Origin of the sequence: Halopiger djelfimassiliensis (assembly GCF_000455365.1) — an archaeon.
Taxonomy (GTDB): Archaea; Halobacteriota; Halobacteria; order Halobacteriales; family Natrialbaceae; genus Halopiger_B; species Halopiger_B djelfimassiliensis.
Window position 1 is genome coordinate 836,157 of record NZ_HG315684.1, and the last position, 18,034, is coordinate 854,190.

Annotated in this window: 16 protein-coding genes and 1 pseudogene; 12 read left to right on the forward strand and 5 right to left on the reverse strand. The window is 64.1% G+C overall.

Annotation, left to right across the window (positions count from 1 at the left end):
• A pseudogene (locus tag TX80_RS20140) lies at positions 1–112 on the forward strand (nitrite reductase); the annotation flags it as partial.
• Between the two features lie 53 nt (positions 113–165).
• Here TX80_RS20140 and TX80_RS04130 read toward each other — a convergent pair.
• Entirely contained in the window at positions 166–405 is a 240-nt protein-coding gene (locus TX80_RS04130) for a hypothetical protein (RefSeq protein WP_049921638.1), read from the reverse strand.
• Between the two features lie 161 nt (positions 406–566).
• On the opposite strand from TX80_RS04130, the gene TX80_RS18895 reads away from it, so the two are divergent.
• Positions 567–716: a DUF7557 family protein gene (locus tag TX80_RS18895; protein ID WP_154658566.1), complete on the forward strand. Its 150-nt coding sequence runs from the start codon at positions 567–569 to the stop codon at positions 714–716.
• A 107-nt stretch (positions 717–823) separates the two neighbouring features.
• Here TX80_RS18895 and nrfD read toward each other — a convergent pair whose 3' ends face one another.
• Complete coding sequence (gene nrfD, locus TX80_RS04135) at positions 824–2,164, reverse strand: NrfD/PsrC family molybdoenzyme membrane anchor subunit (RefSeq protein ID WP_049921639.1); 1,341 nt, start codon at positions 2,162–2,164, stop codon at positions 824–826.
• Between the two features lie 156 nt (positions 2,165–2,320).
• Here nrfD and TX80_RS04140 point away from each other — a divergent pair, with 156 nt between their 5' ends.
• Entirely contained in the window at positions 2,321–2,752 is a 432-nt protein-coding gene (locus tag TX80_RS04140; RefSeq protein ID WP_049921640.1) for a universal stress protein, read from the forward strand.
• Positions 2,753–2,787: 35 nt separating this feature from the next.
• Here TX80_RS04140 and TX80_RS04145 read toward each other — a convergent pair whose 3' ends face one another.
• Positions 2,788–4,032, reverse strand: a complete 1,245-nt coding sequence (locus TX80_RS04145; RefSeq protein WP_049921642.1) for an NAD(P)/FAD-dependent oxidoreductase — start codon at positions 4,030–4,032, stop codon at positions 2,788–2,790.
• 254 nt (positions 4,033–4,286) lie between these two features.
• On the opposite strand from TX80_RS04145, the gene TX80_RS04150 reads away from it, so the two are divergent.
• The gene (locus TX80_RS04150; RefSeq protein ID WP_049921643.1) at positions 4,287–4,934 is read left to right on the forward strand and encodes a DUF6149 family protein; all 648 of its coding nucleotides are present in this window, start codon (positions 4,287–4,289) and stop codon (positions 4,932–4,934) included.
• Positions 4,935–5,018: 84 nt separating this feature from the next.
• The gene (locus TX80_RS04155; RefSeq protein ID WP_049921644.1) at positions 5,019–6,281 is read left to right on the forward strand and encodes an MFS transporter; all 1,263 of its coding nucleotides are present in this window, start codon (positions 5,019–5,021) and stop codon (positions 6,279–6,281) included.
• 6 nt (positions 6,282–6,287) lie between these two features.
• Here TX80_RS04155 and TX80_RS04160 read toward each other — a convergent pair whose 3' ends face one another.
• Complete coding sequence (locus TX80_RS04160) at positions 6,288–7,616, reverse strand: ABC transporter substrate-binding protein (protein WP_049921646.1); 1,329 nt, start codon at positions 7,614–7,616, stop codon at positions 6,288–6,290.
• Positions 7,617–7,917: 301 nt separating this feature from the next.
• On the opposite strand from TX80_RS04160, the gene TX80_RS04165 reads away from it, so the two are divergent.
• From TX80_RS04165 to panB, 4 genes are all read left to right on the forward strand, one after another.
• A complete protein-coding gene (locus TX80_RS04165) occupies positions 7,918–11,001 on the forward strand; it encodes a methyl-accepting chemotaxis protein (RefSeq protein WP_049921647.1) in 3,084 nt (1,027 codons plus the stop codon).
• 71 nt (positions 11,002–11,072) lie between these two features.
• The gene (locus TX80_RS04170) at positions 11,073–11,948 is read left to right on the forward strand and encodes a homoserine kinase (RefSeq protein ID WP_049921649.1); all 876 of its coding nucleotides are present in this window, start codon (positions 11,073–11,075) and stop codon (positions 11,946–11,948) included.
• Between the two features lie 10 nt (positions 11,949–11,958).
• The gene (locus TX80_RS04175; protein WP_049921651.1) at positions 11,959–12,294 is read left to right on the forward strand and encodes a hypothetical protein; all 336 of its coding nucleotides are present in this window, start codon (positions 11,959–11,961) and stop codon (positions 12,292–12,294) included.
• Positions 12,295–12,424: 130 nt separating this feature from the next.
• A complete protein-coding gene (panB, locus tag TX80_RS04180) occupies positions 12,425–13,249 on the forward strand; it encodes a 3-methyl-2-oxobutanoate hydroxymethyltransferase (RefSeq protein ID WP_049921654.1) in 825 nt (274 codons plus the stop codon).
• On the opposite strand, the gene pdxS is transcribed toward panB, so the two are convergent.
• A complete protein-coding gene (pdxS, locus tag TX80_RS04185) occupies positions 13,246–14,154 on the reverse strand; it encodes a pyridoxal 5'-phosphate synthase lyase subunit PdxS (protein ID WP_049921655.1) in 909 nt (302 codons plus the stop codon). The two genes, panB and pdxS, sit on opposite strands and share 4 nt — an antisense overlap.
• 257 nt (positions 14,155–14,411) lie before the next feature.
• Between pdxS and TX80_RS04190 the strand changes: the two genes are divergently transcribed.
• From TX80_RS04190 to TX80_RS04205, 3 genes are all read left to right on the forward strand, one after another.
• Positions 14,412–16,007 carry a methyl-accepting chemotaxis protein gene (locus tag TX80_RS04190; RefSeq protein WP_049921656.1) on the forward strand — a complete coding sequence of 532 codons (1,596 nt, stop codon included), beginning with the start codon at positions 14,412–14,414 and terminating at the stop codon, positions 16,005–16,007.
• Positions 16,008–16,403: 396 nt separating this feature from the next.
• A complete protein-coding gene (locus TX80_RS04200; RefSeq protein ID WP_154658568.1) occupies positions 16,404–17,141 on the forward strand; it encodes a hypothetical protein in 738 nt (245 codons plus the stop codon).
• A 147-nt stretch (positions 17,142–17,288) separates the two neighbouring features.
• Positions 17,289–17,981, forward strand: a complete 693-nt coding sequence (locus TX80_RS04205) for a DUF1405 domain-containing protein (protein ID WP_049922196.1) — start codon at positions 17,289–17,291, stop codon at positions 17,979–17,981.
• Positions 17,982–18,034: the final 53 nt, after the last annotated feature.

Sequence of the window (18,034 nt, forward strand, 5' to 3'; positions counted from 1 at the left end):
TCCCGTCAAGATCGTCGACCACGCACTCACCCGGGCCGCCCGCCGGGGCGCGCTCGCCGAGATCGACGTCGAGGGAGAACCCACTCGCGACGTCTACGACGAAGATCCGTGAGCGGTCGATCGCTCCGGGTCGGCGTTCTTTTCGCGTTTCCCGAGCGCTCGAGCCTAAATGTCGCCACGAAGAACGATCTCGTCGCCGATCGAGTCCACCATGTCTTCGGTGACGACGTAGTCCTCCTCGTCCTCCCCCTCGACGCCGAGGGTCGCAAGCAGCCGTTCGGCGACGGACGGGTTCGGATCGACCGCGGCGCGACCGCCCTCGACGCTCGCGACCATTCCCAGCTGCTTGCCCGACGCATCGACGACGGTTTTGCCGACGTCGTCCGTCGTAAAATTCGATGGCATAGCGGTCGGTACCACGACGAGCGGGATAACCCTCGCCCCGTCTCGTGCCGGTCCCGACGGCTCCAGCGAATTTCCGGCGGCCCGCTGCATACGCGTCCCCCGGCTATATACCGCGGGCGAGCAACCGTACGGTCGCGGGATCGCAACCCGTCGCCAGGACCATGACCCAAACGATCGAAATCAGCGACGACCTCAAGAACCGACTCGACAGCCACCGCGAGGAGGGGCAATCGTGCGAGGAACTCATCGAGGAACTGGTTTCGATGTACGAGACCGAAGGCACGTTCCTGCAGGAAGGGTATTCGGAGTGACCGCGACGACCGGCGGGACCCGGCCCCTTCGCGACCGCCGAGTTGGGTTCCGGTGACGATCCCTTCCGGCCGTCGGTTCGCGTTCGCTTGCCTGCCCGCTCGCGTCGTCAGTCGTGTGTGGCCGGTTCTTCGCGTTCCTGAGCCTCCTGAAGGTGTTCGATCGCGTGAAGCTCGACGACCGGGAAGACCTTGGACACGATGAGGAAAAACAGCGTCACCATGCCGATCGTCCCGGTGATCGACGAAAACTCGATCAGACTCGGGAAGTACTCGCCGGGGGTCGCCGCGTAGATGTCGAAAGTCGGATGCAAGAACCCCTCCACGACGAAGAGGACCTTCTCCATGATCGTCGCGGTAAGCACGGCCACGCCCGCGACGACGGCCCGCTTTTTGCTAAACAGCGACGGACGGATCGTCTGGGCGAAGATATACGTCAGCGTCAGAAAAACCAGACTCATCGACGTGATGTAGACGGGGCTGAAGAGCCTGGCCTCCGCCGCGTGAGTGACGTCGACGGGTGCCTTGAACAGGCCGGTGATGTTCTGCTGGAGTTGCAACCACAGGAACAGCAGACAGAAGAAGCCGAGCCACAGCAACAACCCGCGGAAGACGTCGTCGGTGATGATGTGATCCCAGTCGTACGCCCAGCGGAAGGCATACGAAAGGAGGATCACGCCGCTGATCGCCGATGTCAGCGCGATGGTGAGAAACTGCGGTCCCTGCACCCCGCCGAACCAGGTCGGATACGTCGGCAACAACGCGAACAGCCACGGGATCACGCCGCCGTGAAGCAACAGCGGAGCCATGATGATGATCGCCAGCGCGAGCCACCAGACCATCCGCTGGACGATCTCGTCCTCCCGTTCGGTGTAGCCGATGGTCATGACCCTGTACAGCGGATCGAAGTGATCCGGCAGATCGTCACGGAGCCGCGTGATGTCGTACCGAAGCGTCAACGCGAGGTAGGTCGCCGTCAACACGAAGTAGGCCGTGATGACTGTCACGTCCCACACTAACGGTGAGGCGTGAATCGTGATATGGTAGTGACCGATGATGCTCGTCACCATCCGGTCGGGCCGACCGAGGTGGACGACGATGTAAAACCCCGCCGCGGAAAGACCGGCGATCGTCAGCAGTTCGGCGAGGCGGGCAACCGGCATGTACCGCTCCATTCCCAGCAACCGTACGGCCGCCGAGAGGATGATCCCGCCGTGGGCGATCCCGACCCACCAGATGAACGCGCCGATGTAGACTCCCCAGGTTACGCCGCCGCCGCTGCCCCAGTCCGACAATCCGGTGACGATCAGTCCCTCCGCGAGTTGATACATCCAGCCGGCGAGAAACAGGGCAAACGCCAGTCCGGCCACGGCAGCCAGCGCGTAATACTTCGTCGACGTCTGCTGGATCGGGCGGAGAATGTCCGCTTTGCGTGGCGTTTTCGTGCTCATTGTGCGAGCGTCTACCAATCGTATCGGGGCCACCCATTTCGTTTCGCACGTTGGGTTTGCAAGTCCGAACTGGACTCCGCTCGAGCCACCCTCTCCCTCACCACAGTACATTGTGTGAGGATACCACTCAAGTATTCGCTCGCCGTACCGTTCCGTATGCACCTGCTGGTCGCGCTGGACGACTCCGAACCGGGACGGGCCGCCCTCGAGTATGCCCTCTCGGAGCATCCCGACGCCGAGATCACGGTCGTCCACGTCGTCGATCCGACCGAAAGCGGCTACGGGGAGTTCGCACACCTCGGGCCGGACCGAATGCTCGAGCACCGCCACGAGCAAGCGGAGAACCTGTTCGAGGAGGTCCTCGAGCGGGCGAGCGAACGGGATCGGTCGATCGAGACCGCGGTAATCGACGGTCGACCGGCGGCTGCGATCGTCGAGTACGCCCACGAACACGATGTCGATCGCATCGTCGTCGGGAGCCACGGCCGAACGGGCGTCTCCAGAGTCGTCCTCGGAAGCGTCGCCGAACGGATCGCACGACGGGCACCCGTTCCGGTGACGATCGTTCCGGGAACCGAACGTCGGTGACGGGAAAACGAGCAGCTCGGGCGGCTACGGTGGCGTTACTGTTCCTGACTCTGTGCGGGTGCGAGGTCGTCGAGGTCGACGGATTGCTCGAGGAGCACGTCGGCCTGATCGGCGACGACTCGCTGCTCGCGCATCAACTGTTTGAACTTGCTCTGGGGCGAGAGATCGCCGATCAGGACGCCGCCGACGATCTTGCCGTCCTTGAAGGCGATCCGTCGCCACTCGGTGTCGCTGTAGCGGCGCTCGGCGTGTTCGTCGCCAAGCGTCGGGTGGCCAAAGGAGAGAAACGGGAAGTCGAAGTGCGTGATCGAGTACGAGGAGACCCACTCGAAGACTTCCGCCTCGTCGTCGGCTGCCATGTTGACCGCCGCGACGCGACCCTGCTCTTTCGCCGATCCCCAGGAGCCGTTCTGGGCCTGCTCGCCGAGCAAGACGTCGTAGAAGCGCGTGATGTCGCCGGCCGCGTAGACGTCGTCGACGTTCGTCTGCATGTACTCGTCGACGACGATCCCGTTGTTTTGCTCGAGACCGGCACCACGGAGGAACTCGGTGTTGAACGTGAGGCCGATGGCGACGCCGGCGAAGTCACACTCGTAGCGGTCGCCGTTGGGATCGACTGCCGCGGTTACGTGGCCGTCGTCGTCGACCTCGAAGCGGTCGACGCCGCTATCGAAGACCGGCTCGACGCCCTTCTCGCGCAGCCCCTCGTGGATGATCTCCGCGCCGTCGCCCGATAGCGCGTAGCGCCACCAGCGGTCGCCCCGCATCAGGTACTTGCCGGCCACGTCCTGTGCACCACAGACGGCGGCGAAGTCGATGCCGAGGAGGCCGGCACCGACGACGACGCCGGTTTCGGCCTGTTCAGCGCTCTCGCGGATCCCGCGAGCGTCCTCGAACGTCCAGAAGTGATGGATGCCGTCGGCGTCGCTGTTTTCGACGGGCAGTTGGGTCGGCGTGCCGCCGGTCGCGACGAGCAGTTTGTCGTACGAGAGATCCTCGCCCTCGTGGGTGTGGACGACCTTCGCACCGGTGTCGACGGACGTGACGTGTGTGTTGAGCGAGAGATCGATGTCGCGCTCGTCGTACCAGTCCTCGTCGTGGATCGAGATCGGCGCTTCGGGGAGCTTCCCTTTCGCGTGTTCCTTGATGAGAATTCGGTTATACAGTGGCTCCCCCTCATCGGTGATGACGGTAATGTTCGCCTCCGGATCCTCTTCCCGGAGGGTCTCGGCAGCCGAACTGCCGGAGATCCCGTCACCGATGATGACGTACTGAGTCATATCCGGATCGTTCGTAATGCGGGTTAAAGTGGGTTGCTATCTCGTTCATTTTGCTGTCCGCGCCGCCGTCAGGCCTCGAGTATCAATCAGGAGCCGAATACGTTCTGCGATTGATAACAGAACACCCCGTCGCTCCGGAATTGCCGGTATCTCCGAGACGGCGTATCGCGAGCCGTGATACCGCTACCCAGTACCCCGTCGAACCTACGTCGTTGTGCGAACCGCTCTTTACGATCCCCTCCCTATGGCGGGGTATGAAACTTCGCCAGAACGCGCGTCACTTCGCCTCGAGAAAGGCCCTCGAGACGCCGGTCGTCCGGTCGGTCGCCAAATCGGGGCTGGTTCGGCTCCATACGAAAGTGTTTCTGGGGAAAGCCGATCCCGACCGCGCCGACGAGCGAAAGCCCCATCTCGATGCGCTCTTCGAAGCGACGATCGATACCTACCTGCGTGCGCTACAGGACGGCTACTCCGAGGCCGAGGCCCGCGAGATCACGCACGTACAGGCTAACTTCGATTTCTACAACCACGGCTGGACCGAGATGATGGAGTTCCCTGCCGACGAACTCGAGGACCACTACGATCGCTACCGGGGGTTCTTCGAGGCGTGGGACATCACGATCGACGAGCCGCTCGGCCAGTTTGCGCCGCCGGAGGGACTCCCGTCGGCCCCGTCGACGCCCGAGAAACTCGAGGACCCGACTCACCCCCACGCCGAGGGCGGCTTCGCCGACGACGTCTACGTCGAAAACGAGGCGGGTGAACTGGTCGTCGGCGGCCACGACGACCCCGACGACGTCGACGTCACGCAAGCGGTCGGCGTCGGCTCCGGATCGGCCCTCGAGTCCGAAGACGACGAATCCGGGACGGCCGATTCCACGTCCGGGACCGACGCCGACTGAAAGCCGCGGCGATCGGGTCGTGTCTCGTCCCCGCTTCCAAGCGGCTAAGTGCGCGGAGGGTGGCGCTTTCAACGAAGGAACGATATGGACGCCAACGATCGGTCGATCGCGGGGTTTACGATGGCCGGGCACGCGCTGGTCCACTGGTTCGAAACCTCGATCCCGATCTTTCTCGTCGTCTGGCGCGCGGAGTTCGGGGTCGGCGTCGCGCTGATCGGCCTCGTCGCCGCGCTCGGCTACGCGCCCTTCGGGCTCGGGGCGTTGCCGGGCGGTATCCTCGCCGATCGCTATGGTCCGAAGCGACTCGTTCTGGCCTGTCTCGCCGGGATGAGCGTCTCGTTTCTCGCACTCTCGATCGCACCATCGATGATCGTCATTGCCCTCGGACTCCTCCTGTGGGGGATCGCCGCCAGCGTCTACCATCCCGCCGGCCTCGCGCTCATCAGCACCGGCGTCGAGGACCGCGGGACGGTCTTCGCCTGGCACGGCATCGCGGGCAACGTCGGCATCGCGCTCGGCCCGTTCGTCGCCGCGACCCTGTTGCTCGTCCTCGAGTGGCAACTCGTCGCGGCGACGCTTGCCGTTCCCGGCATCCTCGCGGTCGGCTACGGACTGTCCGCGGAGTTCGATCCGACGGCCGCCGTCGACGACGCCGACGCCGGCCCCGCCGAGACCCTGTCGGTGTCGGAACTCGTCGCGAACTCCCGGGTCCTGTTCGCGAGCGCCTTCGCGCTCGTTTTCGCCATCGTCACCTTCGAAGGACTCTACTACCGGGGAATGCTCACCTTCCTGCCCGAAATCCTCAACGGCGTTCCGGCGATCGAAACCCGTTCGCTGCCGACCACGCTCGAGGGGATCGAACCGGATCGCTACATCTACGTGGGCCTGCTCGTCGTCGGTATCGTCGGACAGTACGCCGGTGGAAAACTGACGAACCGGGTGTCACCGGCCCGTGGAATGGTTGCGATTTTCGCCGTTCTCACGGCCCTTGCCGTCGCGTTCGTCCCCGTCACGTCGATGGGGATCGGCGTCATCGCCGCCCTCTGTGGACTCTTTGGCTTTTTCCTCTTTGCCGTCCAGCCGTTCTACCAGAACGCCGTCGCGGTGTATACCCCGGCGGATACCCGCGGTCTCTCGTACGGCTACACCTACCTCGGGGAGTTCGGCCTCGGCTCGGCCAGCATCGCGATCAGCGGGTTCGTCCTCGAAAACGCCCCGCTCTCGGCGTTTTTCTTGCTTGCTGCTGGCTTTTCGCTCGCTGGGGCGGTCCTCTCCGCTGGACTGCTCGTCGGTCTCGAGCGGTTCGGCGAGATGTCGGCCCGCCTCGAGACGGAGGCAAACGACTGATCTCGCTCAGAGCCAGTCGGGTTCGACGTACTCGCTGGTTGCGTGCTCGGGCGGCCAGATGACCTCCTGGGAGCCGCTCCCGTCGGTCTCTTGCCACTGGAAGTAGATGGTCTCGCCTTTCCTGTACTCGAGGTCGTGTGGATAATCGTGGTCCTTGCCGTAGAACGAAATCTCGCCCGCACTGCCGGTAAACGAGATGTCCTCGAGAACGTCGACCAGTTGGCCGGATTCCCGGGTTCCCGCCTGCTCGACCGCCTCGGCGTACAGCGTGATGGCGTCGTACGCGAAATAGCCGGTGTATATCGGGGTCGAAACGCCGTGGGTCGACTGGAACGCGTCCTCGAACGTGCTCGTTTCCTCGGTGATGTCGGCCCCGAGGGGTGCGCTACTCTGTCCGACCGCGAACCGACACTGCTCGTTGGTCGCGTCGTAGTAGTTGGGATACTGCAGCGGGACGTGGATGCCGCCGAACTCGAACGGTCGCTCGGTTCCCGCCCAATCGAGGAGCGCGTCCGTACCGGTGTGGGCCGTCGAGATGAACACCGCATCGGCCCCCGCGGCTTCGACCTCGTCGTAGAGGTCCGAGAAGTCGTCGATCGCCGGTGGGTACCGCTCCTCCAGTACGATATCGGCGTCGAGTTCGGTCTGTTGGGTCCGGAAGGTCTCCCACGGCCCCTGTGACCACTCGTAGTCCTCGGCCAGCAGGGCGATCGAATCCCAGCCGAGATCGCCGGCCATATCGTCGAGGAAGTCGATCTGGGCCTGCCCGAGGTCGAAATCGTTGACCGGTCCCGCACGGAAGTGATACTTGTAGTCCTCGTACTCTTCGCGGACGAGTTCGCTTACCGACGAGGTCGCAGCCCCCGCGGTGATATGCAGCGTCTCCTGTTCGGCGATGTTGTCGATGATCCCCTCGAGCGCTTCGCTTTTGGCCATGCCCACGGTCACGTCGGCACCCTCGTCGAGGATCAGCCGCTCGTACTGGCGCTCGGCCTCGAGCGGACTGCCGTTCGTGTCGCCGATGACCAGTTCGACCGGCTTCCCGTCGATACCGTCGTCGTCGTTGAGGAGGTTCCGTGCGACCGTCGCCGACCGAACGATCGCACGGCCGGTGGGGTCGCTTTCGGGTTCGGGGGCCAACACCCCGATCGTCACGGGTTCGTCGCCGCCGGAGCTTCCGACGACGCTTTCGTACGTGTCGAGACAGCCTGCGGTCGCGACCGTCGTCGCGCCGACCGCCGTCGTTCCGAGAAATCGCCGTCGGTTCACGCCGTGCCGTCGGGAGGTTCCGTCGGCGGACGCCGGCTCCTCGGTCGCCCGATGAGAGTCAGTCATACTGAATAGTCTTTTCGACCTGTATTTCTTAACGTTTCCGGAGGAATCCCTCTCGGAAATTAGCTGACGGGGCCGGCGTCCGAGACCGATCCGGCTCCCGTCAGCGGAAAATACTCGCCGGCAGGCATTTATTTGAAAACTAATCGTACCGCGCACCGATTGTACGTACGGTTCCAGTTATCGGATCCATCCCTTACTAAGTCAATGCCTGCTTGCGGTATGGTGAATTATTGTGCGATTATCGGTGCTGATAACTGTGGATCACAATTTATGTATCGACGACGGCACGCGTTCAATATCCATGGATTTCGCTCGACGACTGGTGCCCGCAGCTATCCGACGCAGGTACGCGGTCAAGTTCGGGATCGCGTTACTGATACTCGGATTATCGGTGGGACTTATCGGCTTCGTTGCGACCGCTGGGATCACCGATCAGGTGGAACAGCGCGTCCAAGACGATCACACGTCCTTCGCCGAACAGGAGGCACAGGGACTACAGATGTGGAACGAACAGAACGAGCACACGATCGGGGTGATCGCCTACTCCGACGTCGTCGCCAGCGACGATTCGGCGGCGATCCAACAGCGGTTCCTCGACTGGGAGGAACACCTCGACGCCGACACCTTCGCGATCAGCTACGTCGACACCGCCGATGAGTCGGTGCTGGCGAGCACCGAAAACGAGTACCGCGACACTTCGGCCAGCAATATCGAGGGCGTCCCACTCGAGGCCTACGACGAGGCGACTGCCGACGTTCCGTGGGTCTCGGAACCGTACGTTCTCGAAGGCGACCTCGACGAGGAGTCCGCCGTTATCTCTTACGTTCTCTCGGTTCCCGGCGAAAGCGACAGAGCGATCGTCTACACCGCTGAGATCGAAGCATACGGGAATCATTTCCAGGACGGCGAGCACGTCACGACGACGGTCGTCAACGGGAACAACGAAATCGTTCTCGACAACGCCGGCTACGGGAGCGATATCGACGGCGTCGACGAGTACGGAACGCTCGGACAGCAGTACGACGACGAGGAGATCGTCCAGGCCGCACGGACCGAAGGGCCGACCACCCATCAGGCCGACGCCGGAACCGCAAGCGTTCTCGATACCTACGACTTCGGCACCGACGATTACGTCGTCAGTTCCGCACGCGTCCACGGAACCGACTGGGTCGTCGTCACTCACGAACCCGAAAGCCAGGCCTACGGGTTCGTCAACACCGTCAACGACTGGGGGATCTACGCGACCATCCTCGGCGTCCTCGTGATCGGGCTGGTCGGTGCGGTCCTCGGACGGAACACCGCCGTCTCGATCGACCGGCTGACCAAGAAGGCCGGCCAGATGGAAGAGGGGAACCTCGACGTCGACCTCGAGACCAAGCGGATCGACAACATCGGCCGCCTCTACGACGGCTTCGATTCGATGCGTGACGCCTTGCGCGAGCAGATCGAGGAAGCCGAGACCGCCCGCGAAGAGGCCGAACGGGAACGCGAGCGGATCGCCGAGATCAACGACCACCTCGAACGGAAAGCCGACGAGTACAGCGACGTGATGGAGTCGGCCGCCGACGGCGACCTGACAGCTCGGATGGACGCCGACAGCGAAAACGAGGCGATGGCGGAGATCGCCACGGAGTTCAACGAGATGCTCGAGGAGATCGAGCAGACGGTGGCCGAGCTAAACCGGTTCGCGACCGACGTCGCGACGGCCTCCGAGCAGGTGACCGCCTCGAGCGAGGAGGTTCGGTCGGCCTCCCAGCAGGTGACGGAGTCGATTCAGGAGATCTCCGACGGGGCCGAGCAGCAAAACGAATCGCTCCAGTCGGTCAACCAGGAGATGAGTTCGCTCTCGACGACCACCGAGGAGATCGCCGCCTCCTCGAACGAGGTCGCCGACATCGCGGAGCGGACCGTCAACACCGGTCAGGAAGGGCAAGAGGCCGCCCGGGAAGCGATCGACGCGATGGACGAGATCGAGGCCGAAGCCGAAGAGACCGTCGAAGAAATCCAGCGTCTCGAGGCGGAGGTCCAGCAGATCGACGAACTGATCGCGACGATTTCCGAGATCGCCCGCCAGACCAACATGCTGGCGTTAAACGCCAACATCGAGGCCTCCCGCTCCGCGAACGCGAGCAGCGAGGACGAAGGGTTCTCCGTCGTCGCGAAGGAGGTCAAGACCCTCTCGGAGGACGTCGCGGAGGCGGCGGATGAGGCGGAGGGTCGACTGGAAGCGATCCGGGAACGGACCGAACGGTCCGCCGCCGAGGTCGAGGACACGAGTGCCTACATCGAAAACGCCGGCGATCAGGTCAAGGAAGCCGTCGACGCGCTCGAGGAGATCGCGGACCTCGCACAGGAGACGAACATCGGCGTGCAGGAGATCTCCGCCGCGACCGAGGAACAGGCGGCCTCGACACAGGAGGTCGTCGCGATGGTCGACGACGCGGCGACGATCTCCGAGGAGACGACCTCGGAGGCCGAAAACGTCGCCGCGGCCGCCGAGGAACAGACCACGGCGCTGACGGAGGTAACGCGCTCGGCGTCGAACCTCTCCGAGCAGTCCGCACAGCTGTCCGAGGCGCTCGACCGGTTCGATACCGACGTCGACGAAACGGACATCGAGATGGACGTCGATCTCGGGTCCCCGATCGAAACCCGGTTCGAGGCGTCCGACGACGAATCCGCTGTCGACGACGGCGACGGCCGACCCGACGCCAGTCAGGGAATCACGCTCGAGTCCGACACCGAAACCGACACGAGCGACGGCTTCGATCTCGAGACGGATCCCGACTCCGTGACCGAGTCCGGCGGTGTCGATGTCGATCGTGACGCTGCTGACGAAAGCGACGCGAACGACGAGATCGGCGCGGAGGAGATCCTCGACATCGACGAGGACGACGATGGCGACTCCGACGAGGACGACGATGGCGACTCCGAGTCGACGTTCGGGTTCGATACCGAGACGGACGCCGACGCGAGCGAGGCGGCTGGCAACGCCGACCCGCTTGCCGACGACGCGAGTTCGTCACTCGAGGACGAATCGGAAGACGACGGCGTCGATCACTCCTTCGACGAGACCGATCTCGGCGAAGCGGCCGACGACGACGCCGACGAATCGGACGACGATGACGGTGACGATCCGTTAGCGCTCGGTGCGGCGGAGTCCGATCCCGCTGCGACCGAGTTCGACGACGCGGACGACGAAGGCGACGCTGCGGAACCGACCCCGCTCGGGGCACCCGATACCGACGGTGAGACCGAAACCGACGACGACGGTGGCGATCCACTCGAGCCGGCCGGCGACAGCGACGAGGCCGCCAGCGAGGACGGCGCGACCGACGGCGACGACGACGTGTTCACGTTCGGAAACGCACCCGACGACGAGTAACGCTGCGGACGATTCTTCGGGTGCCGTCGTCGTTCGCTACCTTTTTCCCCGGCGTGTGGCAACCAATCGCCATGCTTACCGTGCGGGCACCGGCGACGAGCGCGAACCTGGGGAGCGGCTTCGACGTCTTCGGAGTCGCCCTCGAAACGCCCGCCGACATCGTTCGGGTCGAACGCGCCGCGGAAACGTCCATTACGGTCACCGGGACGGGGAGCCAGTACATTCCCGAAGACCCGGACGAAAACACCGTCGGAGCGGTCGCGGAGGCGCTCGACGCCCCGGCACACATCCGGATCGACAAAGGCGTTCGTCCCGCGTCCGGGCTCGGGTCGTCGGCCGCGAGCGCGGCCGCTGCGGCCGTCGCGCTCAACGAACTCTACGATCGTGGATACTCCCGCGAGGAACTCGTTCCGATCGCCGCCGAAGGCGAAGCCGTCGTCTCCGGCGAAGCCCACGCGGACAACGTCGCTCCCTCGATTTTGGGCGGCTTTACCGTCGTCACCGACGACGGCGTCACGCAGGTCGACGCTTCGATCCCCGTCGTCGTCTGTCTCCCCGAGACGGCCGTTTCGACGCGGGATGCACGGCGAGTCGTCCCCGCCGAGGCGTCGCTCGAGGCGATCGTCGACACCGTCGGGCACGCCGCCACGCTCACCGTCGGGATGACACGCAACGATCCCGAACTCGTCGGTCAAGGGCTGCGAGACGAGATCGTCACGCCCGAACGCGCCTCCCTCATCGACGGCTACGACCGCGTCCGCGAAGCCGCGCTCGAGGCGGGCGCGACCGGCGTTACCGTCAGCGGTGCCGGACCGGGGATCCTCGCCGTCTGCCATCGCTCGGCTCGTCGCCCGGTCGCCTCGGCGATGGTCGATGCCTTCGATACGGTCGGCATCGAGAGCCGCGCCTATCAGACCGCCGTCGGCGGGGGAGCCACGCTGTACTGACCGACTCCGGATGGGACGCCGAACCGACGCCGCCCTCGCGGGAATCGTACTGGTCGCTGCCGGGATCGCGTTCGGTTTCGTCGAGACGTCGTTTGCGCCGATCCCGGGAGCGCTCGGCGGCCTCGGAACCGTCGCGTTCGAACTCCTCGCGGCCCGCGATCCGGACGCAGTGCGTCGGTACTGGGATCGACCGGCCGTCCAGATCGTCGCCGCCGTCGCCGCACTGTCGCTGGTCGCCGTCGGCGCACTCGTCGCCCCCGCGACGGTCCTGTCGGCCGTCTGTGGAGCGCTCGTGACGTACCTCTGTGTGTTGCTGGTGGGGACGGTGCGTCGGAAAAATCGGTGAGAACGAGCGAAACGCAGCCGCAAACGCTCGAAGACGACCACATCCGCGCCGTTTGCGACCGCGCTCGCGCGGTTCGCCCCATTATTCCACACCCATTAACAGTTAACTGAAATTGCGGGGAGTTACACGTATGTCCCGCGTATCGATTCCGGACATCTACGAGGCGTACGAGGACGGCGAACCGCTGACGATGTTGACCGCGTACGACGCGCCGATCGCCCGCCAGGTCGATGCCGGCGGGGTCGATATGATCCTCGTCGGTGACTCGGCGGGGCACAACCACCACGGGTACGACGACACGCTGCCGTTGACGCTCGAGGAGGCGCTGTCCAACACGGCGGCCGTCGACCGGGCGGTCGAGAACGCCATGGTGATCGGCGATCTCCCGTTTCTGACCTACGGGACCTCGCTCGAGGAGTCGGTCGAGAACGCCGGGCGGTTCATCAAGGAGGCGGGCGCGGACGCGGTGAAGCTGGAAACCGCGCCCGGGGGCGAAACGACGATCGAGATCGTCGACCGGCTTACCGAACTCGGGGTTCCCGTGCAGGGCCACGTCGGCCTGACGCCACAGCGGCTGCGTCAGATCGGCGGCGGGTACGTGCAGGGACGTGGCCACGACAGCTCGGCCACCGTCGACGCGCTCGTGGAGACGGCCGAGCGGCTTGCGGATGCCGGCGTGTTCTCGCTCGTTCTCGAGGCGGTCACCGAAGAGACCGGCAAGCGCGTCACCGAGGCGGTCGACGTCCCGACGATCGGCATCGGCGCGGGCCGGTACGTCGACGGACAGGTGCTCGTCACCACCGACCTCCTCGGTCTCGGCGGAGAATCGTACCGCCTCTCGAAGCAGTACGCCGACCTCGATGCGACGATCCACGATGCGGTCGAAGAATACGTAACCGACGTCCGGAACGGGAACTTTCCCACCCGGGAGAACGCGTACGATCCGATCGACTAGACGCCCCGGCCCTGCATCTGCTCCTCCTCGGGGAGGTCGGCGTTCGCGTCGCCTTTCATGCCTTTGCCGAGGTTCTTCGAGATCTCCGCGAGCGTCTCGGGGTCGTCCCAGTTGTTCGTCGCCTCGACGATCGCTTCGGCCATCGCGGGCGGGTTCTCCGCGCCGAAGATACCGCTGCCGACGAAGATCCCGTCACACTCGTGGTGCATCATCAGCGCCGCGTCCGCGGGGGTCGCGATCCCGCCGGCAGCGAAGTTGACGACCGGCAGGCGGCCCATCTCGGCGGTCTCGTGGACCAGTTCGGCGGGCGCTTCGATCTCGCGGGCGTAGGCCTCCCGTTCCTCGTGGGTCATGCCCTCGAGTTCGCGGATCGCGCCCTTGATCGTCCGCTGGTGGTGGACGGCCTGATTGACGTCGCCCGTCCCCGCTTCGCCCTTGGTGCGGATCATCGCCGCGCCCTCGTTGATCCGGCGCAGCGCCTCGCCGAGGTTGCGAGCACCACAGACGAACGGGGCGGTGAAGTCGCGCTTGTCGATGTGGTAGGCGTCGTCGGCGGGGGTCAACACTTCGGACTCGTCGATCATGTCGACGCCGACCGCTTCGAGGATCTGGGCCTCCTTGGTGTGGCCGATCCGGGCCTTGCCCATCACCGGGATCGAAACCTCGTCGACGATCTCCTCGACGTCCGCGGGATCGGCCATCCGGGCGACGCCGCCGCGCTTGCGGATGTCCGCGGGGACGGCCTCGAGCGCCATGACGGCGACCGCACCGGCGTCTTCGGCGATGCGGGCCTGTTCTTTGTTGACGACGTCCATGATGACGCCGCCTTTCTGCATCCGGGCGAACCCTCGCTTGACGAGATCGGTTCCACGTCGCAGTTCCTCGAGATCGGTATCTTCGGACATAGTGCGCCATTCGGACCCCCCGCACTTACGCGTGTCCTTTGGTCATCAGTGGCATTTCGGGACTGTTTGCGGGCTGTTCCGCCGGATTCGTCAGTCTCGCGATCGGACCGTACCTCGTTTCCTGCGTTTCGAAAACGAGAGAAAACCGGTGTATGGTTGCTAATCGAAACGTGTCGAATTGTGGTGTCATACGGCATGTACTTCCGGATGGCCGGAACACTGATAGCCGATTACCGGACATCAAAAGCTGTGCTATCATGGGACAACGACCGAGCCCGGGACCGGGTGGCGGAGACACGGGTGGAGCCGAACGGAACGACATCGACGAAATCGTCGACGCGCTCGATTCGACCGCGCTGTTAGCGTACGTACTCGAGGCGTTCGACGCGCCGTTGCTCGTCGTCGACGCTCGAGGAGAGATATCCGATCTCAACGGACGTGCGATCGAGTTCTTCGAGACGACGCGACCCGATGCGATCGGCCGCCGACCGCACTCGTTGTACGATACCGGTAGGGCGTCGGCACTGACCGAGCAGGTTCGCGAGACCGGCGAGGCGATCCGCGAACTCGAGGAGTCGGTCACCGTCGGCGGTCGGACCGTCGTCGCGAGCCGAACGGCCGTCCCCTTCCACGACGAGGAAGTGTTCGTCGGCGGGCTCGAGATCGTCCGGGACGTGACCGCCACGGCACAGGAACGCGAACGAAAAGCGACGCTCGAGACGTACCAGCAGACGGTCATCGACGAGTTTCAGGCGGCGTTGACGCGGCTGGCAGCGGGCGATCTCACGGTCGAGCCGACCATCGACGAACCGGAGGCGGAGTTCGAGGAGATCCGAGCCGTCTTCGAGGAGTTCGACGCTATGGCCGCGGACCTACGGACAGCCGTCCGGAACATCCGCAGCGTCGTGGAGACGACTACGACGGTGTCGGAGAAACTCGTCGACACGAGTCAGGAACTGCGTGCGAACAGCGAGGAAATCGCGAGTTCGATCGAGACGATCGGCAACTCGAGCGAGGAGATGGCCGACGGCACCCAGCAACTCACCGAGAAGACCGGGGCGGCCACCGAGAGCGTCTCCGATCTGTCGGCCTCGATCGAGGAGATCACCGCGACGATGGACGAGATCGACGCGAAATCCGAGGACGCCGCAACGCTCGCTCGCGCGGGCCGTGAGGACGGCCGGGAAGCGATCGACCGGATTCGGACGGCGGTCGAAGCGACCGATCGGATCGCCGACGAGGTCGCCGACCTCGACGACCGGATGGGGCGGGTCAACGAGATCATCGACGTCATCGCCGATATCGCCGACCAGACGAACCTGCTCGCGCTGAACGCGTCGATCGAGGCGGCAAACGCCGGCGAATCCGGGGACGGCTTCGCGGTCGTCGCCAACGAAGTCAAGAGTCTCGCCGAAGAATCCCAGGAGTCGGCCGACGAGATCGAACGGATCATCGACGACATTCAGGACCGGACGGGCGACGTGGTCGAGAGCATCGACGGGATGAACGCGGAGGTTGCCGACGGAGCCGACGCGGTCGAAACGGTCGTCGACGGCCTCGAAGAGATCGACGAGGCCATCGAGGAAACGAGCACCGGCACGGCGGAAGTCAGCCGAACCGTCGAATCGCAGGCCGAAAACGTCCAGAAAGTCAGCGTCATCGTCGACGATACGTCGGAGTTGAGCGAGACGTTCGACGATGTCGCTCGGGAGATCATGTCGGGCGTCGAGGAACAGTCGACCGCGATGGAACAGGTCGCGTCGATGGCGGAGTCACTTAACGGGCTGGTCGACGACGTCCACGAGTCCGTCGACCGGTTCAAGCTTCATGCGGACGAAACGGCCGATCTCTGACCGTCACCGGCTCCGAATCTTCGTCGCGTCTCCGCTTGCGTGGTCCGTCTATCACGGCGAACGGTACCGTCGTTCATCGAGTTCGCCGACCGTAAACCGCCCTCGAGTTACTCCCTGTTCCGAAGGTGATCGGGAACCCGGGTCCCGGTTCGCGTGGCTCGTCGTCACGAGCAACAGCTATCGTTCCATCGTCCGAATACTGCCGTTCTACTAACTGTATAGGCATGGAACCTAATACATCATCGATAATCGTCCATTTCTATGGTCGGAAACCCGACTACAAGTGCCGATGAAAGCAACGAAGAAACGGAATCGATCACGGATGGCCGACCGAACCGTCGGTCGGTTCTCCGGACCGTAGCCGGGGCTGGTATGATCGGATTCGGAAGTGACACCGTGGCTGCTATCGATTCTACCGGGTCCACACTCCAGGTATCGGACGAGGCCCGGATTACGGACGAAGCGGCCGAGATTTATATCAACGCGTATAACGCATCGAGTTCCGGAAGCGAGAAGATACATCTCGACGCGGACGACCGAAAGCGGATCGGTGACCTGATCGAAGAGCACGCCGCGGAGCTCGTCGAGGACCTCTCCTCGAAGGGCCTGTTTGCGGACGCATCGGTGAAAGCCGAGGAGCTCCGTTCCGGAGACGCGTTCTCGACGCTGGATCCGCTCGGGGAAGACGACGAATCAGCGAATATCCATCTGATCGAAACCGAAAGGGAGACGATCTATTCGAGGATCTTTTACGAGATCAGTCTCGCCGGAAGCGAAGGCGTAATCGACGGTGAAACGAAGCTGACGATCGGTGTCGTTCCGGAAACGGATACCGCGTACGCGATCGTCTCACCGAGAACGGAGACGGCGACGAAGAAACGCTTGATCAGCCCCGATTTCGATGCCGAAGCCGAAGTAACCGACGCAGAAAACACCGGTGAAACGGTACTGAGTGAGAACGACGCCATAATCACGGGTCACACGTTCACGTATTGTCGCGAGCACCCCGTCGACTGTAAAAAGATCAAGGTCACCTGTTACGGTGACCAATGCTACACCGAAACGATCGGCACGTGTAGTGGCAGGGAGTGTAAAGCCGCGCAGTGCACGAAATACCGAAACCCCTGTAGGTGACCGAGCGAGCGGGTGACGGCCGTCTCCGGAGCGGGCAGACACTCGTTGACATCGCGAACTGCCCCTCGAACGCCGCGGCAATACCGGATGTAGCGTCCGGCAACCGCTACTGTTTTGCGGGCTCCGTTCGTCACGGCGGACGAAACGATGTCCGCGACGACGGAGTTGCCCGATCGCGAGTCGCTGCCGAGCTATCTCACCCCCGTACCGAAACGGATCGAAGACATCGGCCTCCGGTTCGCGTGGCTCGTCGTCGCGATCAACCTCGCGGGAACGGCGTTCGGCTTCTGGTACTACTCGGGACAGTTCGACGGCACGCCGGCCGTGATGTGGCCGTGGGTTCCAGACAGCCCGATGGCGACGCTGCTCGTCGCGCTGGCGATCGCGGCGTGGAAACTCGGCCACGAACAGCCGTGGCTGACCGCGCTCGCGTTCTTCGGTAACGTGATTCTCGGGCTGTGGACACCGTACACGCTGCTTGCCTTTGCCGACACCTACAGCTACCTGCATCCGCTGATGTACCAGTTTCTCTTCTGGAGCCACCTCGCGATGGTCGTGCAGGCGCTCGTCCTCCACCGGATCACCGACTTCCCGGTGTGGGGTGTCGCCGTCGCGCTCGGCTGGTACACCAGTAACCTGCTCGTCGACTACTTCGTCCCGATCGTCGGGGAGCCCCACCACACGTTCATTCCGGTTTCGCGCGACACGCCGATGTTCCTCGGCGCGGACGCACTCGACGTCATCGCCGCCGGCGAGGTGACGTTTACCCTCCTTGCACTCTTTCTCGCGCTCGCGATCCGGGTGAAAAAGTGCGAGCAAGCCCGGGGTACGTTCGATTGACATCCTCCCGCGCCTAAAGTCGCGGGAATCCGCAAAGCGGAGTTCAAGGTTGT